This window comes from Micromonospora noduli (assembly GCF_003264475.1).
GTDB lineage: Bacteria > Actinomycetota > Actinomycetes > Mycobacteriales > Micromonosporaceae > Micromonospora > Micromonospora noduli.
Map to the genome: position 1 here is coordinate 18,823 of NZ_PYAC01000007.1, position 26,264 is coordinate 45,086.

Consider the following 26,264-nt stretch of genomic DNA (forward strand, 5'->3'; position numbering starts at 1 on the left):
TCTATCGGTGAAGACCCTCACGTCAGGGCGAGGAGCAGGGCAAGACCCAGGCCCAGCAGGCTGAGCAGAGCCCCCGCCGCGCCGCAGCTGATCCCGGCCATCGCCAACCCGCGGCCGGTGAACTGGACCGCGGAGGGCGCGGTCGGCCGCCGGATCTGCCTCCGTGCGAGCAGCCCGATGACGACCGCCGCCCCGCCGGCCAGCACACCCAGCGCGGCGAACGCCCCGGAGGCCCAGGCCCCGCCGTCGTTCTTGAAAGCCACTCCGGAGCAGATCACCAGCAGTGAGACCAGAAGTGACGCGATGCCCGCCACCAGCGCCCCGATGGCCAGGCCGGAGGTGACCGGTGCCACGTCCAGGTGCACCACGCCGAACGGCGTACCCGAAACCGCCTCCACCCGCTTCGGCGGCCGCCGTTGGTCGTCGGTGGGCGGCGGTACCGAACGCCCGGGCATGCCACCCCACCCGGGGCCGTGCCCCGGCGGCGGCGGACCCCACCCGGGCGGCGCCCCGGGCCCGGACGACGGCGGACCCCAGCCGTACGGCGCAGGCTGCCCAGACGAGGGTGGACCCCACCCGGGCGGCACACTCGGCCCAGACGACGACGGACCCCACCCAGGCGGCATACTCGGCCTAGACGAGGGCGGCCCCCAGCCGTACGGCACTCCCGGTCCGGCCGCTGGCGGGCCCCAGCCGGGCGGCACGCCCGGCCCGGAGGTGGGCGGGCCCCAGCCCTGCGGCGTCGAGGTCGGTGCGCTGGAGACCGGGTACGGCTGGTCGGAGCCGGGCGTCGCGGTCGTGCCCCAGCCGTTCGGGCCCGAACCGGGGGGCGGCGCCGCAGGGGACGGCGGGCCCGGGGTGGACACCGGTGGGTGCGGCTCGCCGTTCGGACCGGGTCGCGCCCAGTCGCTCGGCGGGGATGGCGGAGCCGACGGGTCCGGCGGGCCGGCCGGTTCGTCCGCAGGGGGCCGCGCCGGTTCCGTCACGAGGTCCTCCTGTCGAAAGGCCGCCACCGCCACACGGTGGACACCGGCCAGGCTACCGCCGCGAGCACCGCCGCCCGCGCCGGGCGCGGCCACCGGTGGCTCAGTCCATGTTCGCCGGGTAGTCGTGGCCGAACGGGGCGCCGGCCAACCGGACCACCCCGATGACCACCGCGGCCACCACGCTGACCGCGACCAGCACCAGGCCGGTCCAGGCCATCCACTCCCCCCGTCGCAGCCAGGCGCCGCCGGTCAGGAAACCCCCCGAGGCGTACGCCTCGCGGCGCGCCTGCCGGGCCAGTTGCAGGGCCACAGTGGCCGGCACCACGCCACCGATGAACAGCCCGGTCAGCATGCCGAGCAGGCCCAGCGCGAAGACCGCCCGTGCCTTCGTGGCTCGGGCCGGGTCCGGGTCCAGCGGGTGGCGCACGCCCTGCTGGGCGACGGACACCTGCCCGGGTGCGGTCATCATCCCCCCATCATGCCGAACCCGGCCCGGGGGTGGGTGGGCACGGACACGACGAGGCCCCCGGCTTTCACCGGGGGCCTCGTCGTGTGACTGGTGCTTAGCGGTACGACCCGAAGTCGAAGTCGTCCAGCGGCACGGCCTGCCCGCTGGCCGGCCCGAACCCGTAGTCGGTCTCCGGGTAACCGGTCATCGAGTAGACCTTGGCCTTGGCCTCCTCGGTCGGCTCGACCCGGACGTTGCGGTACTTGCTGATGCCCGTACCGGCCGGGATGAGCTTTCCGATGATCACGTTCTCCTTGAGGCCGACCAGCGAGTCGCTGCGCGAGTTGATCGCAGCGTCGGTCAGCACCCGGGTGGTCTCCTGGAAGGAGGCCGCCGAGAGCCAGGAGTCGGTGGCCAGCGAGGCCTTGGTGATACCCATCAGCACCGGACGACCAGCGGCGGGCTCGCCGCCCTCCGAGACGAGCCGGCGGTTCTCCGACTCGAACAGCGCCCGGTCGACGAGCACACCCGGCAGGAACTCGGTCGAGCCGGAGTCGATGACCGTCACCCGCTTGAGCATCTGGCGGATGATGATCTCGATGTGCTTGTCGTGGATGAGCACACCCTGCGAGCGGTAGACCTCCTGGACCTCACTGGTCAGGTGGACCTGGACCGCCCGCGGACCCATGATCCGCAGCAGCTCGTGCGGGTCGATGGTGCCCTCGGTCAGCTTCTCGCCGACCGCGACGTGACCGCCGTCGTGGGTACGGAGCTTGACCCGCTTCGAGATCTTGTCGTAGACGATCTCTTCGCTGCCGTCGTCCGGCACCACGATGATCTTGCGCGAGCGCTCGCCATCCTCGATCCGGATCCGACCGGGGGTGTCGGCGATGGGCGCCTTACCCTTCGGGACCCGAGCCTCGAAGATTTCCTGAACACGCGGCAGACCCTGGGTGATGTCCTCACCCGCGACACCACCGGTGTGGAAGGTACGCATCGTCAACTGCGTACCGGGCTCACCGATGGACTGGGCGGCGATGATGCCGACCGCCTCGCCGATGTCGACCGACTTACCGGTCGGCAGCGACCGGCCGTAGCAGGCCGCGCAGACGCCCAGCTTCGACTCGCAGGTGAGCACGCTGCGCACCCGGACGGTCTCCACACCAGCGGCGACGATCTTGTCGACCCCGATGGAGTTGATGTCCTGACCGCGCTCGGCGACCACGGTGCCGTCCGGCCCCTTGATGTCGTCCGCGAGGGTCCGGGCGTGCACGCTGGTCTCGGCGTGGGTGTGGACGACGAGCTTGCCGTCCAGCTTCTCGCCGATCTGCATCGGGATCGCCCGGTCGGTGCCGCAGTCCTCTTCGCGGATGATGACGTCCTGCGAGACGTCCACCAGACGACGGGTCAGGTAACCCGAGTCGGCGGTACGCAGCGCGGTGTCGGCGAGACCCTTACGGGCACCGTGCGTGGAGATGAAGTACTCCAGCACGGACAGACCCTCCCGGTAGCTGGCCTTGATCGGCCGCGGGATGATCTCGCCCTTGGGGTTGGCCACCAGACCACGGATCGCCGCGATCTGCCGGAGCTGGAGCAGGTTACCGCGAGCACCCGAGTTGATCATCTTCCACAGCGGGTTCTCCTGCGGCAGCGCGGTGTCCATCTCCTTGGCGACCTCGTTGGTCGCCTTGGTCCAGATCTCGATGAGCTCGCCGCGACGCTCCTCGGCGGTCATCAGACCACGCTGGTACTGCTTGTCGATCTGGTCGGCGTCCTTCTCGTACTTCGCCAGGATCTCCGCCTTGCGCGGCGGAGCGATGACGTCCTCCATGCCGATCGTCACGCCGGACCAGGTGGCCCAGTGGAAACCGGCCTCCTTGAGCCCGTCCAGGGTGGCGGCCAGCGCCACCTTGGGGAAGCGCTCGGCGAGGTCGTTGACGATCGCGGACAGCTGACCCTTGCGGATCTCGTAGTTCACGAAGCGGTAGCCCTGCGGCAACGTCTCGTTGAACAGCACCCGACCCAGCGTGGTCTCCACGGTCAGCGGGTCACCCTCGGCCCAGCCCTCCGGGGCGCTCCACGCCTCGGAGCCGTTGCCGTTGTCGACACCGACCACGCCACGCAGGCGGATCTTCACCGGCGCCTGCAGGTGCAGCTCGCCGTTGTCGAAGGCCATCCGCGCCTCGGCGTCCGAGCTGAACGCCCGGCCCTCGCCCTTCTCACCGGCGGTGAGGTGGGTGAGGTGGTACAGACCGATGACCATGTCCTGGGTAGGCATGGTGACCGGCTTACCGTCGGCCGGCTTGAGGATGTTGTTCGACGACAGCATCAGGATCCGCGCCTCGGCCTGAGCCTCGGCGGACAGCGGCACGTGCACCGCCATCTGGTCACCATCGAAGTCGGCGTTGAACGCGGTGCAGACCAGCGGGTGGATCTGGATCGCCTTGCCCTCGACCAGCTGCGGCTCGAAGGCCTGGATGCCCAGGCGGTGCAGGGTCGGCGCCCGGTTGAGCAGCACCGGGTGCTCGCCGATGACCTCTTCCAGCACGTCCCACACGACCGGGCGCTGACGCTCGACCATCCGCTTGGCGGACTTGATGTTCTGTGCGTGGTTGAGGTCGACCAGCCGCTTCATCACGAAGGGCTTGAACAGCTCCAGCGCCATCTGCTTGGGCAGACCGCACTGGTGCAGCTTGAGCTTCGGGCCGACCACGATGACCGAACGGCCGGAGTAGTCGACGCGCTTGCCCAGCAGGTTCTGGCGGAACCGGCCCTGCTTGCCCTTGAGCATGTCGGACAGCGACTTGAGCGGGCGGTTACCCGGGCCGGTGACCGGCCGGCCGCGACGGCCGTTGTCGAACAGCGCGTCGACGGCCTCCTGGAGCATCCGCTTCTCGTTGTTGACGATGATCTCGGGCGCGCCGAGGTCGATCAGCCGCTTGAGGCGGTTGTTCCGGTTGATCACGCGGCGGTACAGGTCGTTCAGGTCGGAGGTCGCGAAGCGGCCACCGTCGAGCTGCACCATCGGGCGCAGGTCCGGCGGGATGACCGGGACGCAGTCCAGCACCATGCCGAGCGGCGAGTTGCGGGTGTTCAGGAACGCCGCGACGACCTTGAGTCGCTTGAGCGCCCGGATCTTCCGCTGACCCTTGCCGGACCGGATGGTCTCCCGCAGGCTCTCGGCCTCGGCGTCGAGGTCCATGTTCTGGACCAGCGCCTTGATCGCCTCGGCGCCCATGGAACCGGTGAAGTACTCACCGAACCGGTCGCGCAGCTCGCGGTAGAGCAGCTCGTCGGTGACCAGCTGCTTCGGCTCCAGCTTGCGGAAGGTGTCCAGCACCTCGTCCAGGCGGTCGATCTCGCGCTGGGCCCGGTCGCGGATCTGGCGCATCTCGCGCTCTCCGCCCTCCTTGACCTTGCGCCGGACGTCCGCCTTGGCACCCTCGGCCTCCAGCTCGGCCAGGTCGGCCTCGAGCTTGGCGGCCCGCTTCTCGATCTCCGAGTCGCGGCTGTTCTCGGACTGCCGCTTCTCGGCCAGGATCTCGTTCTCGATCGTCGAGAGGTCGCGGTGACGCGACTCCGCGTCCACGCTCGTCACGACGTACGAGGCGAAGTAGATGATCTTCTCGAGGTCCTTGGGAGCGAGGTCCAGCAGGTAACCCAGCCGGCTCGGAACGCCCTTGAAGTACCAGATGTGGGTCACCGGAGCGGCGAGCTCGATGTGCCCCATCCGCTCACGACGGACCTTGGAGCGAGTCACCTCGACGCCGCAGCGCTCACAGATGATGCCCTTGAACCGGACGCGCTTGTACTTACCGCAGTAGCACTCCCAGTCCCGCTGCGGACCGAAGATCTTCTCGCAGAAGAGCCCGTCCTTTTCCGGCTTCAGGGTGCGGTAGTTGATCGTCTCAGGCTTCTTGACCTCGCCGTGCGACCACTGACGGATGTCGTCGGCGGTGGCGAGACCAATGCGCAGCTCGTCGAAGAAGTTGACGTCGAGCACTATGTCCCCTATGTCGTCGTCTGTACTGCTAATTCTCGGGTGGGGTCGGGGGCCGGCAAGCCGGCCCCCGACCGCTCACCTCAGACCTCTTCGACCGAGCTCGGCTCGCGCCGGGACAGGTCGATGCCCAGCTCCTCAGCGGCCCGGAACACCTCGTCGTCGGTCTCGCGCATTTCCAGGGCCACACCGTCGCTGGAGAGCACCTCAACGTTGAGGCACAGCGACTGCAGCTCCTTGAGCAGCACCTTGAACGACTCCGGGATGCCCGGCTCCGGGATGTTCTCGCCCTTGACGATGGCCTCGTAGACCTTCACTCGGCCGAGCACGTCGTCGGACTTGATCGTGAGCAGCTCCTGCAGGGCGTAGGCAGCGCCGTACGCCTGCATCGCCCAGCACTCCATCTCACCGAAACGCTGACCACCGAACTGCGCCTTACCACCCAGCGGCTGCTGCGTGATCATCGAGTACGGGCCGGTCGAACGAGCGTGGATCTTGTCGTCGACCAGGTGGTTGAGCTTCAGGATGTAGACGTAGCCGACAGCGATCGGGTCCGGCAGCGGCTCACCGGAACGACCATCGAACAGCTGCGCCTTGCCGGTACGACCGATCAGCTGCTTGCCGTCCCGGTTGGGCAGGGTCGACTCGAGCAGACCGGAGATCTCCTCCTCGCGGGCACCGTCGAAGACCGGGGTGGCCACGTTGGTGTCGCCCTCGGACTCGTGCGCGTCGATCGAGCGCAGCTGACGCTTCCAGTCGGCGTCGTCACCCTCGACCTTCCAACCGGTCTTGGCGACCCAACCGAGGTGGGTCTCCAGCACCTGGCCGATGTTCATCCGGCTCGGCACGCCGAGCGGGTTGAGCACGATGTCGACCGGGGTGCCGTCCTCAAGGAACGGCATGTCCTCGATCGGCAGGATCTTCGAGATGACACCCTTGTTGCCGTGCCGGCCGGCGAGCTTGTCGCCGTCCTGGATCTTGCGCTTCTGGGCGACGTAGACCCGGACCAGCTCGTTGACACCCGGCGGCAACTCGTCGCCGTCCTCGCGGGAGAACGTACGCACACCGATGACCGTGCCGGTCTCGCCGTGCGGCACCTTCAGCGAGGTGTCCCGAACCTCACGCGCCTTCTCACCGAAGATCGCGCGGAGCAGACGCTCCTCCGGGGTCAGCTCGGTCTCACCCTTGGGCGTGACCTTGCCGACCAGGATGTCACCGGGGACGACCTCGGCGCCGATCCGGATGATGCCGCGCTCGTCGAGGTCAGCGAGCATTTCCTCGCTGACGTTCGGGATGTCGCGGGTGATCTCCTCCGGACCGAGCTTGGTGTCCCGGGCGTCGACCTCGTGCTCCTCGATGTGGATCGAGGTGAGCACGTCCTGCTGCACGAGGCGCTGCGACAGGATGATCGCGTCCTCGTAGTTGTGGCCCTCCCAGCACATGAACGCCACCAGCAGGTTGCGTCCGAGTGCCATCTCGCCCTCGTCGGTGCACGGACCGTCGGCGATGACCTGACCGGCCTCGACGCGGTCGCCCTCGAAGACGACCGGCTTCTGGTTGACGCAGGAGCCGGCGTTGGAGCGGCGGAACTTGTGCAGCAGGTACGTCCGGCGGTGGCCGTCATCCTGGTGGATGGTGACGTAGTCGGCGCAGAGATCCTCGATCACACCGCCGACCTCGGCGACCACCACGTCGCCAGCGTCGACCGCGGCCCGGTACTCCATGCCCGTACCCACGAGCGGCGCCTCGGCCTTGACCAGCGGCACCGCCTGGCGCTGCATGTTCGCGCCCATCAGTGCCCGGTTGGCGTCGTCGTGCTCAAGGAACGGGATCATGGCGGTCGCGACCGAGGTCATCTGCCGGGGCGAGACGTCCATGTAGTCGACGGCACCGGGGACGACGTCCTCGGTCTCGCCGCCCTTACGACGGCAGAGCACCCGGTCCTCGGCGAACGTGCCGTCAGCCTTCAGGCGCGCGTTGGCCTGGGCCTTGACGAACCGGTCCTCCTCGTCCGCAGTCAGGTAGTCGATCTGGTCGGTGACCCGACCCTCGACGACCTTCCGGTACGGCGTCTCGATGAAGCCGAACGGGTTGACCCGGGCGAAGGTGGACAGCGCGCCGATCAGGCCGATGTTCGGGCCTTCCGGCGTCTCGATCGGGCACATCCGGCCGTAGTGGGACGGGTGCACGTCGCGGACCTCGAAGCCGGCCCGCTCCCGGGACAGACCACCCGGGCCGAGCGCGCTCAGCCGACGCCGGTGGGTCAGGCCCGCCAGCGGGTTGGTCTGGTCCATGAACTGGGACAGCTGGGACGTCCCGAAGAACTCCTTGATCGCCGCCACCACCGGGCGGATGTTGATCAGGGTCTGCGGGGTGATCGCCTCGACGTCCTGCGTGGTCATCCGCTCGCGGACGACCCGCTCCATCCGGGACAGGCCGACCCGAACCTGGTTCTGGATCAGCTCGCCCACGGTACGGAGGCGCCGGTTGCCGAAGTGGTCGATGTCGTCGGCCTCGTAGCCGTCCTCACCGGCGTGCAGCCGGCACAGGTACTCCACGGTGGCGACGATGTCGTCCTCGGTCAGCGTGCCGGTGGTGATCGGCACACCAACTTCGAGCTTCTTGTTGAACTTGTAGCGCCCGACCTTGGCGACGTCGTACCTCTTCGGGTTGAAGAAGAGGTTGTCGAGCAGGGTCTGGGCGTTCTCGCGCGTCGGCGGCTCGCCAGGGCGCAGCTTGCGGTAGATGTCGAGCAGAGCCTCGTCGGCGCCGGCGATGTGGTCCTTCTCGAGCGTGGTCATCATCAGCTCGGACCAGCCGAACTTCTCACGGATCCGCTCGGCCGACCATCCGATGGCCTTGAGCAGGACGGTGACGGCCTGCCGACGCTTGCGGTCGATACGTACACCGACCGTGTCGCGCTTATCGATGTCGAACTCCAGCCAGGCACCCCGACTCGGGATGACCTTGACGCTGGAGAGGTCGCGGTCGGAGGTCTTGTCCGGCTGCTTGTCGAAGTACACGCCCGGAGACCGGACGAGCTGGCTGACCACGACGCGCTCGGTGCCGTTGATGACGAAGGTGCCCTTGGGCGTCATCATCGGGAAGTCACCCATGAACACCGTCTGGCTCTTGATCTCGCCAGTGGTGTTGTTGGTGAACTCCGCGGTCACGAAGAGCGGAGCGCAGTAGGTCAGGTCCTTCTCCTTGCACTCCTCGATCGAGGCCTTGACCTCGTCGAAGCGCGGCGCTGAGAAGGAGAGCGACATGGTGCCGGAGAAGTCCTCAATGGGACTGATCTCTTCAAGGATCTCCGCGAGACCCGATCGTGCGTGCGGGTCGTCCGCCGACCGGCCCTGCCAAGCCTCGTTGCCGACGAGCCAGTCGAAGGACTCGTTCTGAATGGCAAGGAGGTTGGGGACCTCGAGGTGTTCGGTGATCCTGCCGAATGAAACTCGGCGGGGAGCGAATGCGCTCGACGTACGACTGGTCTTCGCAGGGCGGGAAGCTGCCAAGATGCGTCCTTCCGAGGACCGGTGCTGCAGAACGGCTGGTACGCGTGCACTCCAATGACCCCACCAGAAATATCCGTAAACGGACATTTCCGAGCAGGGGTCAAGTCGGAAGGCAGCGCAAACTAGCAGTGTAGCCGAGAGGCTAACCGCTGTCCAGCCCACCCCGCAGGTTGTTTGCGGAGCGCGCCTCGGCCCCCGTCAACCGGGGTCTGCCGGGCCGCTCAGAACGCAACTCCCCACTGGGCCGCTCGGGTTACAGCGGCCGATGGTGCCGTCGCTGTCATACCCACGTCGTGGCCGTCGCAAGCGCGGTGTCTTGCTGGTGTCAGCGTGCCTGGCAGCCCCGGGCCGCGTCAAGGGCCGGTATCCGGGTTGTCCCTTGTTTCCCACTGGAGGGCGACCCGCCACGCTCGTTCGGGTCAAGGGTACCCATGGTTGGAGCCCAGCTCAGGACCTGTCGCAGCCAGATCCACCAACACGGCGGGCGGTGATCCGTGTCGGATCACCGCCCGCCGCTACGCGATGGTGTCCCAGCTCACGAGCCGGGTACGCGTTGGTGGAACGTCAGGTCACTTGAGGGTGACCTTGGCGCCCTCACCCTCGAGCTTGGCCTTCGCCTTGTCGGCGGTCTCCTTGTTGACCTTCTCCAGGATGGCCTTCGGCGCGGACTCGACCGCGTCCTTGGCCTCCTTGAGGCCCAGGCCGGTCAGCTCACGCACGACCTTGATGACCTGGATCTTCTTGCCACCGTCAGCCTCGAGGATGACGTCGAACTCGTCCTGCTCCGGCTCGGCCTCGGCCGCAGCGCCGCCGCCGCCGCCACCCTGGGCGATCGCGACCGGAGCGGCAGCGGTGACCTCGAAGGTCGTCTCGAACTGCTTCACGAACTCAGAGAGCTCGATCAGCGTCATCTCCTTGAACGCGTCGAGCAGCTCGTCGGTGCTGAGCTTCGCCATATCTGGCGTCCTTTCCTGATTCTGTTAAGTAAGAACTGGTGCGCCGTGGGGGCCTCAGGCCGCCTCGGCGCCCTCCTTCTCGCGCTTGTCCTGCAGTGCAGCCGCCAGACGGGCGGTCTTCGACAGCGGGGCCTGGAACAGGGCCGCGGCCTTGCTCAGGTTGCCCTTCATCGCGCCGGCCAGCTTGGCCAGCAGCACCTCGCGGGACTCCAGGTCGGCGAGCTTCGTGACCTCGGCCGCGGTGATGGCCTTGCCCTCGAAGACACCGCCCTTGATGACGAGCTTCGGGTTGGCCTTCGCGAAGTCGCGAAGCCCCTTCGCCGCCTCGACGACGTCGCCCGAAACGAAAGTCAGCGCGGTAGGACCGGTGAACAGCTCGTCGAGGCCGGTGATGCCCGCGTCCGTCGCAGCACGCTTGGCCAGCGTGTTCTTCGCGACCGTGTAGCTGGTATCGGCGCCGAGCGAGCGCCGAAGCTGGGTGAGCTGGGAAACCGTCAGACCGCGGTACTCGGTCAGCACGGTGGCACCCGAGCTGCGGAAGCTCTCGGTCAGCTCAGCGACGGCCGTGGCCTTGTCGGCCCGGATCGGCTTGTCCGCCATGTCCCTCCTCTCTCGTTACTCGAGGCTGGTCCCCGTCTCGGCCGAAGCCGGAACGGGGGCGGAGGCAGCGCGACAACGAAAAAGCCCCGGCGCAGGGCGCACGGGGCGAGGGCCGGCGGATCGTCATGGTCGGCGGACCATGCTCACTGCCGAGTTACGCTTGCCGCCCTACGCGGGTCGCCCGTTGTCGCGGGACCTTCGACCGTACCGAAGCACGGTGACCAGCGGTCTCTGGGTGGTTCCTCATCCATGAGAACACGGATGACGGTTGAAGAGTACGCGCCCCGACCAGCAGCACCAAATCGCGCCCGGTGAGCCACGTCACCCGTACCGGTGCCGGTCAGCCCTGGGCCCGCCGGCGCCACAGGTAGCCGCCGACGACAGCGGCGCTCCAGGCCAGCGCCCACCCGCTCAGCCCCAGCAGGGTCAGCGCGGCCGCGTCGCCGGCGGTGGTGCGAGCGGCCGCCATGATCGGCGGTGCCAGCCAGGGAGCCACCGAGCCGGTCAGGCCGAACACCACCGCGCCGACCCCGCCGAGGGCCAGCACCGCGACGCCGTACCCGGCGCCACCCACCGACGCCCGGCTGGCCAGCGCCCCAAGAGCAACCGCAGCGGGTACGACCAGCAGGTGTGCCCACAATCCCAGGGCGAGCCCGACCGGAATCGACCGGTCCCCCGGGTCGACCGGGCCGGACACCCCGCCGACCAGCCACGGAAAGAGCAGCGCGACGGCCACCGTCACCAGCGCCGCCACCGCGGCGGCGAGCAGCCCGGCCGACCGCTCCCGCGCCACCCCGACCGTCACCTGCGCCAGCCGACGTTGCACGTCCGGCTCGACGTCCAACAGGATCTTGGTCTGCCAGGCGAGCACCGGGAAGAGCACGACCGCGGAGACCCCGTACGCCTCCGCGGGCTGGGCCCGGCCACCGCCGTACAGGGTGCCGAGCGTGATCAGGCCGGCGAGCAACGGCGCCAACGCCCGGCCGGTTCGCAGGAAACCAGCCAGCCGCATCCGGACCAGGGCGCTCACCGGGTCTCCCCCGCTGCCGACTCGACAGCGTCGTCAGCGGCCTCCGGCTGCTCCGCTGTCAACTCCCCGGCCATCCCGAGCGGCGGCTCGGCGGGTCGGGCGGCACCGGCCGACCGGGGCGGCTCGACGGGTAGGGCCTGGGATACGGCGGTGGAGGCGTCGAAGCGTACCCGCAGCACCTGGTGGCCCTCGGCGCGCAACCGGGCGACGGTGCCGGCGACCCGCGCGGCCGGCACCGCGACCTCGACCACCGCGATCGTCTCGTCCGTCGACGACGTCTCCTCGGAGAGCGAGCCGTCGGCCACCAACCAGCGGCGCGCGGCCGGAAGCCGGACCGTCTCGCCGCGGTGGTCGCTGACCAGGACGGACCCGTCGGCGGCGAGCACCTCGGCGATCAGCTCGGGCACCAACTCACGGGTGGCGGCGTCCAGCCCCTCCCACGGCTCGTCGAGCACCAGCAGGCCCGGTGGGCGCAGCAGCGCCTGGGCGAGGCCGACCTTCTGCGCGGTGCCCTTGGACAGCTCCGGCAACCGGACCGAGCGGAAGGCGGCCAGCCCGAGCCGGTCCGTCCAGGAGGTCACCGCCTCGTCGGCCGCAGCCCTGCCCAGCCCCGCCACCCGGGCCATCCCGGTCAGATAGCGGGTCACCGTGAACGGTTGGTCCGCGGGGAAACGCTCCGGCACCCAACCCACCCGTGCCGGCCGGTCGGTGACCCGGCCCCGGCCCGGGCGGAGGACCCCCGCGGCCACCTGGAGCAGTGTCGACTTGCCCACCCCGTTGCGGCCCAGCACGATCGCCACCTCGCCGGGACCGATCCGCACGTCGATGCCCTGCAGCACCCACGGCCCCCGCCGGTGGTACCGCAACCAGACGTTCTCCAGCCGCATGGCGTCGAGCCTGCCACACCGGGAACGCGCCGGGGCGCCGCCACTGTCGTGGCGGCGCCCCGGCGGAGCGATCTGTCGACTCAGGCGTCGGCCTGGTCCTCCCGAAGGTTCTTCACCAGGTTCGGGTCGACCGGGACGCCCGGGCCCATCGTGGTGGTCAGGATGACCTTGCGCAGGTACTTGCCCTTGGCCGCGGACGGCTTGGCACGCAGCACCTCGTCGAGCACCGCAGCGTAGTTGTCCACCAGCTGGGTCTCCGTGAAGGAGGCCTTGCCGATGATCAGGTGCAGGTTGGAGTGCTTGTCCACCCGGAAGGTGATCTTGCCGCCCTTGATGTCCTGCACCGCCTTGGTGACGTCCATGGTCACCGTGCCGGTCTTCGGGTTCGGCATGAGACCGCGCGGGCCCAGGATCCGCGCGATCCGGCCGATCTTGGCCATCTGGTCCGGCGTGGCGATCGCCGCGTCGAAGTCGAGCCAACCACCCTGGATGCGGGCGACCAGCTCATCGGTGCCCACCTCGTCCGCACCCGCGGCGGCGGCCTCTTCGGCCTTCGCGCCGCTGGCGAACACGATCACGCGGGCGGTCTTACCGGTGCCGTGCGGCAGGTTGACCACGCCGCGGACCATCTGGTCCGCCTTGCGGGGGTCGACGCCGAGGCGCATGGCGACCTCGACCGTGGCGTCGAACTTGACGTTGGTGGTCTCCTTGGCCAGCTTCACGGCCTCGGTGGGGGTGTAGAGCTTCGACCGGTCGATGACATCGGCGGCCTTGCGGTAGCTCTTGCTGCGCTGCATTGCTTATTACTCCTGTGGTCTCTGGCGGGCCGCTCGGCGCGAGCCCTCCCACGGTTTGGGTCGAAGGCCGGGGCCGACGTCAGTCGTTGACGGTGATGCCCATCGACCGGGCGGTGCCGGCGATGATCTTCTCGGCCTGGGCGATGTCGTTGGCGTTGAGGTCGGCCATCTTCTTCTCGGCGATCTCACGCAGCTGGGCGCGGCTGACCGAGCCGACCTTCTCGGACTGCGGAACACCCGAACCCTTCTGCACACCGGCAGCCTTGATCAGCAGCCGGGCAGCGGGCGGGGTCTTCAGCACGAACGTGAAGGACCGGTCCTCGAACACGCTGATCTCGGCGGGGACGATGTCGCCCCGCTGAGACTCGGTCTGCGCGTTGTAGGACTTGCAGAACTCCATGATGTTCACGCCGTGCTGGCCGAGCGCGGGGCCGACCGGCGGCGCCGGCGTGGCCTGGCCCGCCGGCAACTGAAGCGTGAACGTCTTGACGAGCTTCTTCTTCGGAGGCATGTCACTTCCTGGGGCTTGGAGCTGGGAAAATGCGGCTGTCGCCGCCCTCGGGCGCGCACGGTCAGCGCGGTGCGACAGCGGCGACATTCAAGAGTAGCGCAGGCCGCAGCCCACTCGTCCGCCGAGGTCGAGCGAGAGCGCGTACGCCGACGTCGGCGGCGGGCCGGGCCCGCCGCCGACGACCAATCAGATCTTGGCGACCTGGTTGAAGTTGAGCTCCACCGGAGTCTCACGACCGAAGATCGACACCAGCACCTTGAGCTTCTGCTGGTCGGCGTTGATCTCGCTGATCGTGGCCGGCAGCGACGCGAACGCGCCGTCGGTGACGGTGACGGAGTCGCCCACCTCGAAGTCGAGGACCTTGATCTCCGGCTTCGCCTTCTTCTGCTCGGTCTCGACCGCCGGCGCCAGCCACTTCAGCACCTCGTCGAGCGAGAGCGGAGCGGGCCGGTCCGCCCGGTCGGTCGCGCCGACGAAGCCGGTCACACCCGGGGTGTTCCGGACACAGGAGTAGGACTCGGCGGTCAACTCCATCCGGACCAGGATGTAGCCCGGGAAGACCTTGGCCTGGATCTGCGAACGCTTACCGTTCTTGACCTCGACCTCTTCCCGGGTCGGCACCTCGACCTGGTAGATGAAGTCCTCCATGTCGAGGCTCGTGATCCGGGTCTCGAGGTTGGTCTTGACCTTGTTCTCGTAGCCGGCGTACGAGTGCACCACGTACCAGTCGCCCGGCGCGTAGCGAAGCTTCTGCCTCAGCTCCGCGACGGGGTCGTAGTCCTCGTCCGGTGCGGGCTCGGTCGTAGGGAACTCCGGCTCGCTGGCGGCCTCGACCGACTCGTCACCAGCCGCCGTCGCGACCGTGGACTGCTCGTCCACCGGTCCGGCGGTCTCGTCGTACTCAGGCACGCTCGCTCACTTCCGTCACTATGGCTGGAGGCAGCCGGTCAGTCCGAGTTGCCAAAGACAAACAACACGACCTTGGCGAAGCCGAAGTCCAGCACACCCACGATCGTCAGCATCACCGCGACGAACGCCACCACCACGGCGGTGTAGGTCAGCAACTCCTTGCGGGTCGGCCAGATGACCTTACGCAGTTCAGCTACGACCTCGCGGAAGAACCGGGCGATGCGGCCGAAGACGCCCACCCGACCCGTTTCCGACCGCGTGGTCGGCCGGCTGTCCGCCGACTCCGCCCGGGCACGGGACCGCGTGGCGGTGCCCCCCCGGGAAACCGGCTCGTCCGCGCCGGAGGCGTCGTCGTCGGCCACGTCGTCGACGACCTCGTCGTCCAGACGATCGTCGCCGTCGTCGTCGCGCCGCTTGTTGTCGGCCACTTCGCCCTCCGTCGCGGAATCTGGGGTCGCACGCCGAGTGGCGTACGCGGCGCTGGTCACGCCGGCCGGACCCAACCGTCCCGCGACGGGCCGCGGCCGGTGGATCACCCGGAGGGCCCCGATTGCCTCGGAGCCACCCCGCCGATGCCACCACCACGGGCCGGACGCCGCCAAGCTGGCGGCGCGACCCACGGGAACGGTCAGGCCTGAGGCGCAGGGGTGACAGGACTTGAACCTGCAGCCTGCGGTTTTGGAGACCGCTGCTCTGCCAATTGAGCTACACCCCTATGTGGCAACACTCGCCCCACGCGGCCACAGACGACCGAGCAGGGGTCACTTGCCCCACGGCGGACCAGTGTACGGGTAGCCGCCCGACTTTCCCAACCGGTCTCTCCGCCACGCGTGGCGGGCCCGGTTCAGCGTGCCGTCCGGATGGTTGCCCGCGCCTGTGACAGCACCTTCTCACCCAGGCAGGTGGCGGTCACCTCGAGTCTGGTGAGACCGTCCTCGGTCACCTCGCGGACCCGCGCGGTCACCTCGATCTCGGTCCCCTGGTCGTCGTCGGGGACCACCACCGGACGGGTGAAACGCACGCCGTACTCGACCACCGCGTCCGGCGACCCGGCCCACCCGGTGACCGCCCGCCCGACCAGCGCCATGGTGAACATGCCGTGGGCGATCACCCCGGGCAGGCCCACCTTCGTGGCCACCCGGTCGCTCCAGTGGATCGGGTTGAAGTCACCCGAGGCGCCGGCGTAGCGGACCAGGTCCGCGCGGGTCACCTGAAACCTCTGTGCTGGCAACTCCATCTCACGCCTCCCCGCGAATGACATACCTGGCCCAGACCGCGACCACGGGTTCCCCGCCGACGGTGCTCACGTCGGTACGCGTGGTCAGGAAGCCGTGCCCACCCCTGGTGCTGACGTCCTCGATGGTGTTGGTGCAGACCAGCTCGTCGCCGGCGACCACCGGCCGGGTGTACGCGAACCGCTGGTCGCCGTGCACCAGGCGGCTGTAGTCGACACCCAGGGCCGGGTCCTCGATGATCTGGCTGCTCGCGGCCATCGTCACGATCACCGGAAACGTCGGCGGGGCCACCACGTCGGGGTGGCCCAGCGCCCGCGCGGCCTCCGGGTCGTGGTGAGCCGGGTCGGTGGCGCCGATGGCACTGGCGAACTCGCGGATCTTTTCTCGGCCCACCTGGTAGGGGGCGGTCGGCGGATACGTCCGGCCGACGAAGGAAGGGTCCAGAGGCATGCCGCGAACCTACACGGAAAGCCCAATCGCCGACCTGATCGGTAGGCGGCGGCGGAGCCGCACCAAACCGGTCAGATCGGCGATCGGAAAGCTTCGACAACGGCCGGCCCTGAGGCCGGCCAGCAGTCAGCGGGTCTCGCGGTGGACCGTGTGCCGACCGTCACGCGGGCAGAACTTCTTCAGCTCGATGCGGTCGGGGTCGTTGCGCCGGTTCTTGCGCGTGATGTAGTTGCGCTCCTTGCACTCCACACACGCCAAAGTGATCTTCGGCCGGACATCGGTAGCCTTCGCCACGGCGGAGTGCCTTCCTCGCTAACGGAAACAACTACGACGCGCCAGCCTAGACGCTGACAGCGCGGACATGCAAAGTGGGCGCCAGAAGCGCCCATTTTCTTACGACCACCGGCAACGAGCCCGGAAGACGAGAGTAGCGGTGGCCGGACTTGAACCGGCGACACAGCGATTATGAGCCGCTTGCTCTACCATCTGAGCTACACCGCTGCGATGGGTCCAGCTGAACCCTCGAGCCCCCTTACGGAATCGAACCGTAGACCTTCTCCTTACCATGGAGACGCTCTGCCGACTGAGCTAAGGGGGCCTGCGCGATCTCCCCGTGGGGCGCGCAGGAGTAAGAGTACACGGCCCGGCTCGACAGGTGAAATCGGATCCCCGGTGATCGTCCGCGCCCTGCTCAGGGCACGACACGCAGGCGCGGAAGCTCCCCGTTGGCGACCGTCTCCGGCTCGACCTGGGCACCGAACCAGGCAGCCAGCCGCTCGTACGGCAGCGGCCTGCTGAACAGGAAGCCCTGCCCGATCTCACAGCCGATGTCCTGGAGAAGCTCCAGGGTCAGCTCGCTCTCCACCCCCTCGGCCACCACCGCCAGACCGAACTGCTGGGAGAGGGTGACCACCGCGTTGACGATCGCCAGGTCCCCCGGGTCGGTCGCCATGCCCTGCACGAAGGAGCGGTCCACCTTCACCTCGTGCACCGGCAGCCGGCGCAGGTGCGCCAGGGACGAGTCACCCGTGCCGAAGTCGTCCACCGACAGCCGTACGCCGAGATCCCGCAGCCGTTGCAGGGTGGGGATCGGCCGGTCCGTGCCGTCCAGCACCCCCGACTCGGTGATCTCCAGCGTGAGGCGCTGCGCCGGCACCTTGTACTCGGTCAACAACTCCTGGACCCGGTCCGGGAAGTGCTGGTCGATGAGCGTACGAGCCGAGAGGTTGACCGCGATGGGCAGCGGTTGGTCGGCCAGCGCCCAGTCCCGGCTGCGCCGAAGGCCCTCCCGGAGGACCACCTCGGTGAGCCGGCTCAACTGGCCGGTGTGCTCGGCCACCGCCACGAAGTCCTCGGGCGCTACCGTGCCGTGCGCCGGGTGCTCCCAGCGGGCCAGACACTCCACACCCACCAGGCGCCGGTCCCGCAGGGTCACCTTGGGCTGGAAGTAGACCTCCAGCTCGTCCTGGTCCAGTGCTCGGCGCAGGTCGCCGGCCAGACCCAACCGGCGCAGCGAACGGGACTCCAGCGCGGGATTGAACAGCTGCACGCTGCCCGGCACCGACTTGGCCGCGGTGGCGGCGAGGTCGACCCGGAGCAGCAGGGTCGCCGCGTCGCTGCCATGATCCGGGTGTACGGCCACCCCGACGGCGGTGTCCACGTCGAGGGTGAGCGCGTCGAAGACCATCTCGTCGCGGATCTGGTCGCGCAGTTGGGCGGCCAACTCGAGCGCCGCCTCAGCGCTCTCCAACCGCAGCGTCACCAGGAACTCGTCCCCGCCTGCACGGCCAACCAGAGCCGACGACGGCGCGCTGGCCCGCAACCGATTGGCGACCTCGGTGAGGACCTTGTCCCCGGCCGCGTGCCCCAGGGACTCGTTGACCTGGCGCAGCCCGTCGACGTCGAAGAGCAGCAGCGCCACCACCTCGCCCGGTGCGCGGATCTTGACCGACTCGTCCAACGCTCCGGTGATCCGCCGCCGGTTGGGCAGTCGGGTCAACGTGTCGTGGTGCGCGTCGTGCCGGAGCCGGTCGACCAGCCGCGAATTCTCCAGGGCCACGGCCGCGTGCGCTGCCACGGTCTCGAAGATGGGGATGTCACCACGGGTGAAATGGCCGACGTCGCTGAGGCGGTTGGCGACCTCCAGGGTGCCGATGACCGCCTGGCCGGACCGGAGCGGCACGACGATGACATCCTTGATCTTGCCGTGACTCAGGGCCTGGCGCTCGTTCGACTCTTCGTCGAAGGCGCGCCCCACCGCGATGGTCCGCCCCTCACCAGCGGCTCGCTGGCGGAGGGAAGCCGGCGTCCGTACGACGTCGAGCAGACCCGGATCGTCAACCCTGGCGGTGAGTAACACCTCAGGATGGCGGCCCAGGGCGGGCAGCCACAGAGTCGCGTACTCGGCCTGCATCAGGGCCCTGACCCGACCCAGGAGAGCATCGACGAGCGTCCCGTCCTGACCGCGCTCCCCGATTGCGCGGGTCAGGTCGTACATCGCGGCCAGCGTCCGGTGTTGCCGGAAGAACTCCGCGTAGGAGCGGTAGACCAGAACCAGGGCCACACCGAGTGCAATCAGCAGCACCAACGACCACCAGGTGGTCGTGACGGCGATCAGAATGATCAAACCGAGCGAGACGTTGATCGCCGCAGTGAGCAGGGCGGGGCGTGCGGTGCGAAGAGAGTCCCGTCCCGCCGGCCAGCCCTGTAGGAGGGTATGCACGCCGACGATGCCCGCAAGGCTGACGAGGATCACCGCGGTCACGGCCGCGAAAAGACTCAGCCAGGTACCGGGGTCGTCCACCTCCTTCGAGGGCGGTAGCGCCTGAAGGAGGAGGACGGCGAGAGAGGTCCCGGCGGCCGCCTTGGCCACGTTGAACCAGAACTTGACGGGCGCGAACCGGTGCCGCGTCTGCGTGAGCATGGACGCCACCGTGTAGATGGCGACGACGGTCAGCGGTGGCAGCAGAAAGAGCGCTAGTACCAGCGGAATCTCGGTCAGGGTCATGCCGAACGACTGCCGCCGGACGACAAAGTTGAGGACCGGCATGCCCACGGCGGCCATGGCGACCAACAACAGGAGCGCGAGAAGCCATTCACCGAAGGGCTGGGAGGACACCAGCCCTGTGACCATGGAACAGATCGCTGCGAAGAACACCAGCGGCGCGGTGATGAACCAGGCACGATCCGCCGAACGGCGTCGCGATCGATCACGCGGAGCCATACCGCTCCCTACGGCGCCTGCGGTTACCGCCCTTGAGTGGGGATGAGCTGAACCAGTCAGCGACCACTGCCGAAGACAGTGTTCTCCGGAACGACAGTCCAGATGAGATCGATGGCCTGAGCTCCGCTGGCACTGCCGTCGAAGAGGCCGGCGGGGAAGGCAACGATGGCGGCGGCAGCGAGAACAAGGAGGAGAGACCCACCGAGTCGGCCTAGCCTTCGACCAGACATGATCGCTCCTGTCGGGAGATGTACAGCGTTGATGGAGGTTCCACGATCGTGCCACAGCGCGGGCAGCCAGAGAAGTGGTGGTCGCCCTACTGGCCCCACCGTCTGTTACTTCTCGCCGTTCGGCCTACGGCCCCCAACGCACCGGACCAGATCACAAGCTTGCGGGGTGGTTCACCGCTTCACGCAGCGTTGAATACGACCTTCACCGCAATTCGGGGCCAGCTGTAGGCACTCGTCACATTCTCCGACGGTCACCGTCAGCAACACCTCAACAGCCGGCGACGAACCCGCGCCTCCAATCCGGCCATCGACCACCATACCGGCTCCTCGCCATCCCGCCAGCCCCTCGTCGGGTTCATTTCAGTGGGCGGACAGCAACATGGGCGCTGATCACGAGCAGTGGATGCGCAGCTAACATCGCACTTGACATCGGCGGCGACAGATGGAGCGCGCTCCGGCGTAGGTCAACTCCGCCACGAGCTCGAGCGCCAACCTGGCGGCAGACCCAACCGACCGGATCACCGCAACGCCCGGAACACGACCGCACTCCTGTGGAGCGGTCAGACCGAGCACGGCGGCCGGCGCGATCTCGGCCCCATGCGACTGCCTGATCGCAGGTGTGGACGGTCCGACCCTCGCGATCCTCTCGCCGGCATCTCGCCAACCAAGGGCAACGAGGGTGACGACCTGCGACGTTGGCTTGAGAGCACCCGTACACCAGCACAACGACAGCTGACGTCGACGCAGACGTCATCGCCGAAGCTCACCATCTCGTCTTCGACACCACGGCCAAGATCAGCAGCTGAAAGAAGGTCGCTCATCGAGTGCGTGGCCGATCTTGTCGTTCATGGTGTCGCCGCCGCCGCGGATGAGTTGGCGGCCAGACAAAGGACAACGGCCCCTGATCAGCATCTCTGCTGGTCAGGGGCCGCATCTGCACCTGGTGGCGGGTAGAGGATTCGAACCTCTGAAGCTTTCGCGACGGATTTACAGGGCGTCGGCGATGATGGTTCGCGCAGCCCGACGACCTGCCATTTCTTCCGAACAGAGGCAGACTGGCCGCCCAACCGCCCACTATCTGCCCATGCCCCCTACAGCCGGGAGTACCCCCGCGACATACCTCATGATCGACCGGCTTCGCCCGCTCTTGGTCCTGGTAATAAGAACCAAGCTGGTTATGGCAGGTTTGCCGTCCCGACCGCAGATGCCGCCCACGCGCCCAGGGTTCTGATCGATCCGGCCAGGTCTAACTTTGCACATCTAACCTTCGACGGTTCTTGGAGAACAGGCAGTCCGCCAGCCAGCACATCAATGACGGTCCAAACCACGTCAGTCCCGGTCACGTCCGGCCGGTAGGGCAGTCGACCTTGCCCGGCCTTAGGAGGCTGGACGGTCTGGCGACTGCCCGACGACGAGATCCGCCCCGCTCAGCCGCGGCGTTGTCCCCCGCCACGCACCAGTGCCTCGTGGACCAGTCTCCTCTGAAAGGCAATCGTCTCAACGCACCTGTCGTTCGCTCGCTCGGCTTCCACAGTCCATTCCGGCAGTTCCTCCCGATCGAGAAGCCCCTCGTAACAGAAGGAGAGGACACCGTAGAGAACCTCGCCCGTTAGGCCCTCGGGCGCGTCGGCGCAGGCCAATAGAGCCGACAACATGTGCGAGGTACCCGGCTCGTCTGCGAGGTCCAGGACACCCTCATACTCGTCGAGCGTCTCTTCGGAAAGCTCGATCTTGTCCCGGCCAGCGGACACTGCTTCACGTCCGGCAGTCATTCCGCGATCCAGGTAGTCGCGGACTTCCTTTGTCTCGATCTGACCCATCCCATCGCACGTCCGCTCAATCACCGCCATCGCGAGGGCCAGCCGCTCCGGTGGCTGAATGTTCTGCAACCCTTCCCGCAAGGGCTGCATCTCATGGTCCCAAAGAAGCAACTGATCCTCCAGTTCCTATCGCCCGGGCTGGCCACCAACCGCAGGCATTCCGGGCATCACGACCGGTTGAGCACGCTCTTCCAAACCGGCGTTCCCTGCCTGCGGCTTCGCCACTCAAGCCCCGACACCATCCGGAGCCGCCCACTACGTGCCGACGCCCCACGCCAGGAAGCACCTTCTCTGCGGAGGCTGCGCATCACCCGGTAAATCGTGTACCTCACGGGTTTTTTTAAAGGGCTCGCGTACCGCCAGCCCCCGACTCGCAGCCTGTCCACTCAGCGCGCCGAGGACACCCGCCAAGGCCACCATCCAGAGCTGAAACGATCCCGAAGTAGCTGCCGGTGCCGCAAGCGCCATCGCCACCGACGAGCCGCCAGCGAGGGCGATCGATACCCCGCCGATGACTAGCGGACGAGATTTGCGCACGGTTCGACTGTGCCACAAAGCATCCACCCAGCCGGTCATCCCAACGCATCGCCGATCTTGTCGTTCATCGTGTCGTCTCCCCCGTCTATGCAGTTGGCATAGACGCGGAGCAGGACGGCTACGCCGTGGCCCAGGCGCCGGGCTACCTCGGTCGGTGGGACGCCCGCATTCAGCCAGAGTGAGGCCGCCGCGTGCCGCAGGTCGTACGGCCGGCGGACGAGCGGCGAGCCGACCTGCGATTCGGTCAGCGCCTTCTCGCGGGCGAGCTTCCACCACCGGTCGTAGACCGACTCCGACAGCGGCCCACCGTGCAGGCCCCGAAAGAACCGACCGTCCGGGCCGACCCCGTGATTCTCGACGTGGGCGCACAGCAGTTCGACGAGCCGAGGCGGGATCGGGACCGTCCGAGTCTCAGCCCTCCCCCGGTGCTTGAGTCCGCGCCGCTCGTGGGAGCCGCCGTCATCGGTCCAGTGCGAGCCGGCGCGCGGCGAGGTGCCGGCGAGCACCAAGCGGCCCCAGCGATGTTCGATCTTCTCGTGCTTGCAGGACCGGGAAGGCTTGACCGCCGCCAGGTCGTCGAAGTCGGCCCCGCAGTCTGCGCACCGGCCGGCAAGGTCGCAGTCTTCCCGCCGTAGGTCTGCGGCTTCCGAGGGACGCATCCCCGCGTAGTAGAGGCAGCCGAAGAACGCGGTGACCTTGTCGGCGCGTTTGCCGAGAGATTTCACCGCCTCCAGCAGCGTGGCGACCTGGGCCGGGTTCGCCACCACTCGCCGGTCGATGGACTGCGCGACCTCAGGAGCGGTCCACTGGACCCGGTCGACCGGGTTGGAGGCGATCAGTTCCAGCTCGACGGCGTACCCGAGGACGTTGTAGAAGGTGGCCCGCTTCCGCTGGACGGTGGAGGCAGCCGCGGACTTGCCGTCGAGGCGTACGCAGAGGCTGTCGAGGACGCGGCGGACCACCGCGGGCGAGTCCAGCTCGACGACCGGGACCGACGCGGTTTCTAGCCAGGCCAGCGCTGCCGCGTGATCGCCGGGGATCTCCTCGGACCAGCGGCGCGGGTTGAGACCGTAGAGGTACAGCGCCTCACGGAGCAGGGCGTCGGTCGGTCGGCCCCGCTTGCTCGGCCGGGTCAGGGTCACCGTGATCGAGGTCAGCGCTTCGACGACCGAGCGCCGGGTCTTGGCCGCTGCCCGGGGCCATTTCATCTCGACGTACGCGCGGCTGTGCGCGTACCAGGTGGTGGGGTTCTTGGTTCTGGCCTCGGAGACCGGGCGGCCGGTGGCCGGGTCGAAGGGCTCCCCCGCGTTGGCCGCCTGGACCAGCTCGGCGCGGAACGAGTGCGCCAGGGCTTTGGTACGGAACATGTCCTCGAAGCGTTGGCCGCTCACCGCCCAGCGGACCCGCCACGGCCGAGCCTTCCGGTCGGCGCGCTTGCCGATCTCCCAGATCTGGACCTCGTAGCTCTTCATGCGGCGTCCTGCTCCAGGTCGCCGAGCCACCGACCGAGCGCCGACCGGCGGACCCGCAGCTGCCCGTTCGGGAGCTTGATCACCCGTGGTCCCTTGCCGGTCTGCCGCCAGTAGAACCAGGTCGAGCGCGGTACGCGCAGCTCGGCGAGCACTTCCGGCACGGTCAACAACTCCTCGTTCACTGCGTTTCCTCCCCGTCGTGCTGTGCGCTGTGCTGAGTTGCCGAAAGATCTGCGGACTCCTGCGCGGCCCGGTCTTTGGCGGCGAGTAGTTCGGATCGCCAGCGGGCGCGTTCGCTGATCGACCGCATGAGCCGGTGGGTCATCGGGCCGACGTCGGGGTCGTCGGGTCGGGCGAGTTCCCAGGCATGCCGGACCCGTTCGGTGGTGTCGCCCTGGTCGTCGACCAGCTGCATGCCGTCGGTGGTCACGCCGAGAAGTGCCCGGACCCAGGCCCGCGCGTCGTGCTTGTGGTCGGCGAGGGTCTTGCCGGACCAGTCGCGGGAGATGAGGATGCGCCGGCCGCCGATGCCGAGGGTGTCGCGCTGGTGGACCTTGCCCTTGCAGCGGCCGGGCTTGAGCTTGGCGTGTGCCTTCTTCGGTTGGACGCCGTAGAGCAGCCAGTTGGCGCAGCGGTCGGTGCATGGGGTGACCTGGAGTTGCTGCCAGAGCCGGTCGAGGTGCTTGCGTTGCCGGTCGGTGGTCGCCTTGTGGCAGTCGCCGGTGTTCTTGGTGATGTATTTCGTGACGTACCGGATGGTCCGTTCGGCGTCCTCGGTGCCGGGCATGACTCCGCGGGCGTCGACCTGGGCGCCGAAGCGGACGACGTGCACAGGCTCGGCGTCCGGGTCGTCGTCGATGGTGTCGAGGGCTACCGTCCAGGTGGTTAGCGGCTCGCGGGTGTCCGGGTCTACCCATGTCGCCGCCTGCTCGTCCCAGATCGGGAGCCGGTCGAGGGTGTAGCGCTGGACGTCGACCGAGGGCCACCACACCTGGTGATAGGTGGCTGCCGCCACGGTGCGGAGCACGTTCCGAGGGATGGTGCCCCGGATGGCGAAGTGGGCGTGTGGGGCGAGACGGCGTTGCGGCTCGACGCAGCCGGCGTACTGGACGTTCCAGCCCTCGCACCGTCGGAGGTTCTGCCAGAACCGGTCAAGCAGCCGGGGGAAGTGCACGGCGTCCCAGGCGGCGCGGCGGTAGTCGTACCTGGCCGGGTTGATCGGGGTGCCGTCGGGGCGGACCGGGCCGTACGAGTCGAGGGTGAGGGTCAGCCACATCGACGGTTGGTAGGTGGAGCCGTCCGGGGCGGTGTAGGTCTTGCCGACGGTGCGCCGTTCGACCTTGCGCCGAGGCAGTTCGGGGGCATCCTGGCGCCGCTTGGTGGAGCGCTTGCGCCGTGGGCCGGGCTCGTCGTCCTGGTCCTCGTCGTCGCTGGCGTGGGGTGGTCCGACGCGCCCGCGCAGGCCCTCAGCGGTGATGGCTTCCTCTACCTCGCGGATTGCCTCGTCGAGGTCGGTCACCTGATCCCACTGGGCCGCCCTCACCGCCTCGTCGCGGGAGAACTCCAGGTGGGCGCGGAACAGGATCAGAGACTTCTGCGCTTCGGTTGCGGGTTCCGGGCCGGGTAATGGCTCGTCGTCGCGATGCCAGCCCTCGCGGATCTGGGCTTGCCGCAGCCGGCGGTTCTTCTTGGCGCATGGCGGGCACTTGTCCTCGCGGGTCGCGCCGCAGGGCAGGTCGATGACTTCGGTCAGGCCGGTGTCGAGGTCGGTGCGGCGCATGGCGAGCGGGCGGACGCAGACGCCGTACTCGATGGCGATGTCCTTGAGGACGTCGATCGAGCGGGGTAGCGCCATGCGGGCCGCCCGCGACCCCGGCCGAGGAGCAACCGGGGTCGGGGCGGGTTCGAGGCCGGGGAGGGTGGGAGCCGTCATCGGATGATCCCGACGACCTGGGGCCGGTTGGGCTGGATGGCCTTGATCGGAGGCAGCACCGCGGCTGATGCCGGCGGCATCACCGGAGCCGGCGGCGCGGGTTCGACAGGCTGCGGCTCGTCGTACCAATCGCCCTGCGGCTGATCGGGCTCCATTGCCGGCGGGGTGGCGGGTTCGCTGGACAGGACGACCTTCACCAGGGCGAGGAAGGCCAGCGACGGCACCGCCGCGACGATCCAGCCCCAGACGGACGGTTCGGCTTCGGCGACCTGGGCGGCGAGGGAGAGCAGCGCGAACGCGATCAGGAGGACGCCGACCAGGCCGACGGGTCGACCGGTGCGACGGCGGGCACGGATCTCCAGGCCGAGGTAGATCGCCATCAGCTCGACCGCCACGGCGTTGGCCCAGCCGATCCAGTCGGGCTGCCCGTGGGCAACGGTCAGGTCGTGGACGTGGGTGAAGGCGGCGGCGCCGGCCATGGTGCCGACGACGAGCAGGATCAGCACCCGAACGCCGGACTCGGCGCGTTCGCGGATCATCGGCCGCTGCCGTTGTCGCGGACGGTCAGGGTGATGCAGATCTGCTGGCCGTTGAGGTCGCGACGGCGGTTGACCATGTGCGCCAGGCCGTGCAGGGCACCGGCGAGCCGGTCCGGGGAGCCGTTGAGTTCGATGTGCAGGGGCTTGAGGCGGTGGGTGCCGAGGAAGAAGCTCTTGAGGGACATC

22 protein-coding genes and 3 tRNA genes are annotated in these 26,264 nt (G+C 68.5%); all 25 read right to left on the reverse strand.

The features are described from left to right. Positions 1-17: 17 nt before the first annotated feature. The 25 genes from MED15_RS09805 to MED15_RS09925 all read right to left on the reverse strand — a co-directional run bounded on the left by MED15_RS09805 (position 18) and on the right by MED15_RS09925 (position 26,263). Positions 18-398 (reverse strand): hypothetical protein, encoded by a 381-nt coding sequence (locus MED15_RS09805; RefSeq protein WP_112601278.1) that lies wholly within the window; start codon positions 396-398, stop codon positions 18-20. A gap of 688 nt (positions 399-1,086) precedes the next feature. After that, positions 1,087-1,455, reverse strand: a complete 369-nt coding sequence (locus MED15_RS09810; RefSeq protein ID WP_112584810.1) for a hypothetical protein — start codon at positions 1,453-1,455, stop codon at positions 1,087-1,089. A 94-nt stretch (positions 1,456-1,549) separates the two neighbouring features. Then, on the reverse strand, positions 1,550-5,437 hold the full coding sequence (locus MED15_RS09815) for a DNA-directed RNA polymerase subunit beta' (RefSeq protein ID WP_112601261.1): 3,888 nt from the start codon (positions 5,435-5,437) through the stop codon (positions 1,550-1,552). Between the two features lie 80 nt (positions 5,438-5,517). After that, a complete protein-coding gene (rpoB, locus tag MED15_RS09820; protein ID WP_091402413.1) occupies positions 5,518-8,949 on the reverse strand; it encodes a DNA-directed RNA polymerase subunit beta in 3,432 nt (1,143 codons plus the stop codon). A gap of 569 nt (positions 8,950-9,518) precedes the next feature. Further along, positions 9,519-9,905 (reverse strand): 50S ribosomal protein L7/L12, encoded by a 387-nt coding sequence (gene rplL, locus MED15_RS09825; protein WP_091402415.1) that lies wholly within the window; start codon positions 9,903-9,905, stop codon positions 9,519-9,521. 54 nt (positions 9,906-9,959) lie between these two features. Continuing rightward, the gene (gene rplJ / locus MED15_RS09830) at positions 9,960-10,505 is read right to left on the reverse strand and encodes a 50S ribosomal protein L10 (protein WP_112584808.1); all 546 of its coding nucleotides are present in this window, start codon (positions 10,503-10,505) and stop codon (positions 9,960-9,962) included. Between the two features lie 340 nt (positions 10,506-10,845). Then, positions 10,846-11,535, reverse strand: coding sequence for a hypothetical protein (locus MED15_RS09835; RefSeq protein ID WP_091402419.1), 690 nt, complete (start codon positions 11,533-11,535; stop codon positions 10,846-10,848). Beyond that, positions 11,532-12,422 (reverse strand): ABC transporter ATP-binding protein, encoded by an 891-nt coding sequence (locus MED15_RS09840; RefSeq protein ID WP_112601262.1) that lies wholly within the window; start codon positions 12,420-12,422, stop codon positions 11,532-11,534. Before MED15_RS09840 ends, MED15_RS09835 begins: the two co-directional genes overlap by 4 nt. Before the next feature lie 80 nt (positions 12,423-12,502). Continuing rightward, complete coding sequence (gene rplA / locus MED15_RS09845; protein ID WP_112584802.1) at positions 12,503-13,219, reverse strand: 50S ribosomal protein L1; 717 nt, start codon at positions 13,217-13,219, stop codon at positions 12,503-12,505. Positions 13,220-13,298: 79 nt separating this feature from the next. Next, on the reverse strand, positions 13,299-13,730 hold the full coding sequence (rplK, locus tag MED15_RS09850) for a 50S ribosomal protein L11 (protein WP_091402426.1): 432 nt from the start codon (positions 13,728-13,730) through the stop codon (positions 13,299-13,301). A 186-nt stretch (positions 13,731-13,916) separates the two neighbouring features. Beyond that, complete coding sequence (gene nusG / locus MED15_RS09855; protein ID WP_112584800.1) at positions 13,917-14,639, reverse strand: transcription termination/antitermination protein NusG; 723 nt, start codon at positions 14,637-14,639, stop codon at positions 13,917-13,919. A 38-nt stretch (positions 14,640-14,677) separates the two neighbouring features. Beyond that, on the reverse strand, positions 14,678-15,067 hold the full coding sequence (secE, locus tag MED15_RS09860; protein ID WP_091403530.1) for a preprotein translocase subunit SecE: 390 nt from the start codon (positions 15,065-15,067) through the stop codon (positions 14,678-14,680). Between the two features lie 214 nt (positions 15,068-15,281). Beyond that, positions 15,282-15,354: transfer RNA gene (locus MED15_RS09865), tRNA-Trp, on the reverse strand. 129 nt (positions 15,355-15,483) lie between these two features. Then, positions 15,484-15,876, reverse strand: a complete 393-nt coding sequence (locus MED15_RS09870; RefSeq protein ID WP_112726478.1) for a MaoC family dehydratase — start codon at positions 15,874-15,876, stop codon at positions 15,484-15,486. A gap of 1 nt (position 15,877) precedes the next feature. Continuing rightward, a complete protein-coding gene (locus MED15_RS09875; RefSeq protein WP_091402433.1) occupies positions 15,878-16,324 on the reverse strand; it encodes a MaoC family dehydratase N-terminal domain-containing protein in 447 nt (148 codons plus the stop codon). Positions 16,325-16,450: 126 nt separating this feature from the next. After that, positions 16,451-16,618, reverse strand: a complete 168-nt coding sequence (gene rpmG / locus MED15_RS09880) for a 50S ribosomal protein L33 (protein WP_007073056.1) — start codon at positions 16,616-16,618, stop codon at positions 16,451-16,453. A 134-nt stretch (positions 16,619-16,752) separates the two neighbouring features. Then, positions 16,753-16,825 (reverse strand) — tRNA-Met (locus MED15_RS09885). 24 nt (positions 16,826-16,849) lie between these two features. Beyond that, a tRNA-Thr gene (locus tag MED15_RS09890) sits at positions 16,850-16,922 on the reverse strand. 93 nt (positions 16,923-17,015) lie between these two features. Then, positions 17,016-19,547 carry a putative bifunctional diguanylate cyclase/phosphodiesterase gene (locus tag MED15_RS09895; protein WP_112584796.1) on the reverse strand — a complete coding sequence of 844 codons (2,532 nt, stop codon included), beginning with the start codon at positions 19,545-19,547 and terminating at the stop codon, positions 17,016-17,018. A 1,657-nt stretch (positions 19,548-21,204) separates the two neighbouring features. Continuing rightward, positions 21,205-21,687, reverse strand: a complete 483-nt coding sequence (locus tag MED15_RS09900) for a hypothetical protein (protein WP_112584794.1) — start codon at positions 21,685-21,687, stop codon at positions 21,205-21,207. 482 nt (positions 21,688-22,169) lie between these two features. Continuing rightward, positions 22,170-23,606: a tyrosine-type recombinase/integrase gene (locus MED15_RS09905; protein ID WP_112735391.1), complete on the reverse strand. Its 1,437-nt coding sequence runs from the start codon at positions 23,604-23,606 to the stop codon at positions 22,170-22,172. Further along, positions 23,603-23,788 carry a helix-turn-helix transcriptional regulator gene (locus tag MED15_RS09910; protein WP_030329852.1) on the reverse strand — a complete coding sequence of 62 codons (186 nt, stop codon included), beginning with the start codon at positions 23,786-23,788 and terminating at the stop codon, positions 23,603-23,605. Before MED15_RS09910 ends, MED15_RS09905 begins: the two co-directional genes overlap by 4 nt. Beyond that, positions 23,785-25,539: a replication initiator gene (locus MED15_RS09915; RefSeq protein ID WP_112726479.1), complete on the reverse strand. Its 1,755-nt coding sequence runs from the start codon at positions 25,537-25,539 to the stop codon at positions 23,785-23,787. Before MED15_RS09915 ends, MED15_RS09910 begins: the two co-directional genes overlap by 4 nt. Beyond that, positions 25,536-26,078: a DUF2637 domain-containing protein gene (locus MED15_RS09920; protein ID WP_112735393.1), complete on the reverse strand. Its 543-nt coding sequence runs from the start codon at positions 26,076-26,078 to the stop codon at positions 25,536-25,538. The genes MED15_RS09915 and MED15_RS09920 overlap by 4 nt, the downstream gene beginning before the upstream one ends. Beyond that, complete coding sequence (locus MED15_RS09925; protein ID WP_091402447.1) at positions 26,075-26,263, reverse strand: hypothetical protein; 189 nt, start codon at positions 26,261-26,263, stop codon at positions 26,075-26,077. The genes MED15_RS09920 and MED15_RS09925 overlap by 4 nt, the downstream gene beginning before the upstream one ends. Position 26,264: the final 1 nt, after the last annotated feature.

Coding starts and splice junctions, on each gene's coding strand:
- MED15_RS09810 (WP_112584810.1), bottom strand. CDS start 1,455: ATGATGACCGCACCCGGGCAGGTGTCCGTCGCCCAGCAGGGCGTGCGC.
- rplL (WP_091402415.1), bottom strand. CDS start 9,905: ATGGCGAAGCTCAGCACCGACGAGCTGCTCGACGCGTTCAAGGAGATG.
- rplJ (WP_112584808.1), bottom strand. CDS start 10,505: ATGGCGGACAAGCCGATCCGGGCCGACAAGGCCACGGCCGTCGCTGAG.
- MED15_RS09840 (WP_112601262.1), bottom strand. CDS start 12,422: ATGCGGCTGGAGAACGTCTGGTTGCGGTACCACCGGCGGGGGCCGTGG.
- rplA (WP_112584802.1), bottom strand. CDS start 13,219: ATGCAGCGCAGCAAGAGCTACCGCAAGGCCGCCGATGTCATCGACCGG.
- rplK (WP_091402426.1), bottom strand. CDS start 13,730: ATGCCTCCGAAGAAGAAGCTCGTCAAGACGTTCACGCTTCAGTTGCCG.
- MED15_RS09870 (WP_112726478.1), bottom strand. CDS start 15,876: ATGGAGTTGCCAGCACAGAGGTTTCAGGTGACCCGCGCGGACCTGGTC.
- MED15_RS09875 (WP_091402433.1), bottom strand. CDS start 16,324: ATGCCTCTGGACCCTTCCTTCGTCGGCCGGACGTATCCGCCGACCGCC.
- MED15_RS09895 (WP_112584796.1), bottom strand. CDS start 19,547: ATGGCTCCGCGTGATCGATCGCGACGCCGTTCGGCGGATCGTGCCTGG.
- MED15_RS09900 (WP_112584794.1), bottom strand. CDS start 21,687: ATGCAGCCCTTGCGGGAAGGGTTGCAGAACATTCAGCCACCGGAGCGG.
- MED15_RS09905 (WP_112735391.1), bottom strand. CDS start 23,606: ATGAAGAGCTACGAGGTCCAGATCTGGGAGATCGGCAAGCGCGCCGAC.
- MED15_RS09915 (WP_112726479.1), bottom strand. CDS start 25,539: ATGACGGCTCCCACCCTCCCCGGCCTCGAACCCGCCCCGACCCCGGTT.
- MED15_RS09920 (WP_112735393.1), bottom strand. CDS start 26,078: ATGATCCGCGAACGCGCCGAGTCCGGCGTTCGGGTGCTGATCCTGCTC.
- MED15_RS09925 (WP_091402447.1), bottom strand. CDS start 26,263: ATGTCCCTCAAGAGCTTCTTCCTCGGCACCCACCGCCTCAAGCCCCTG.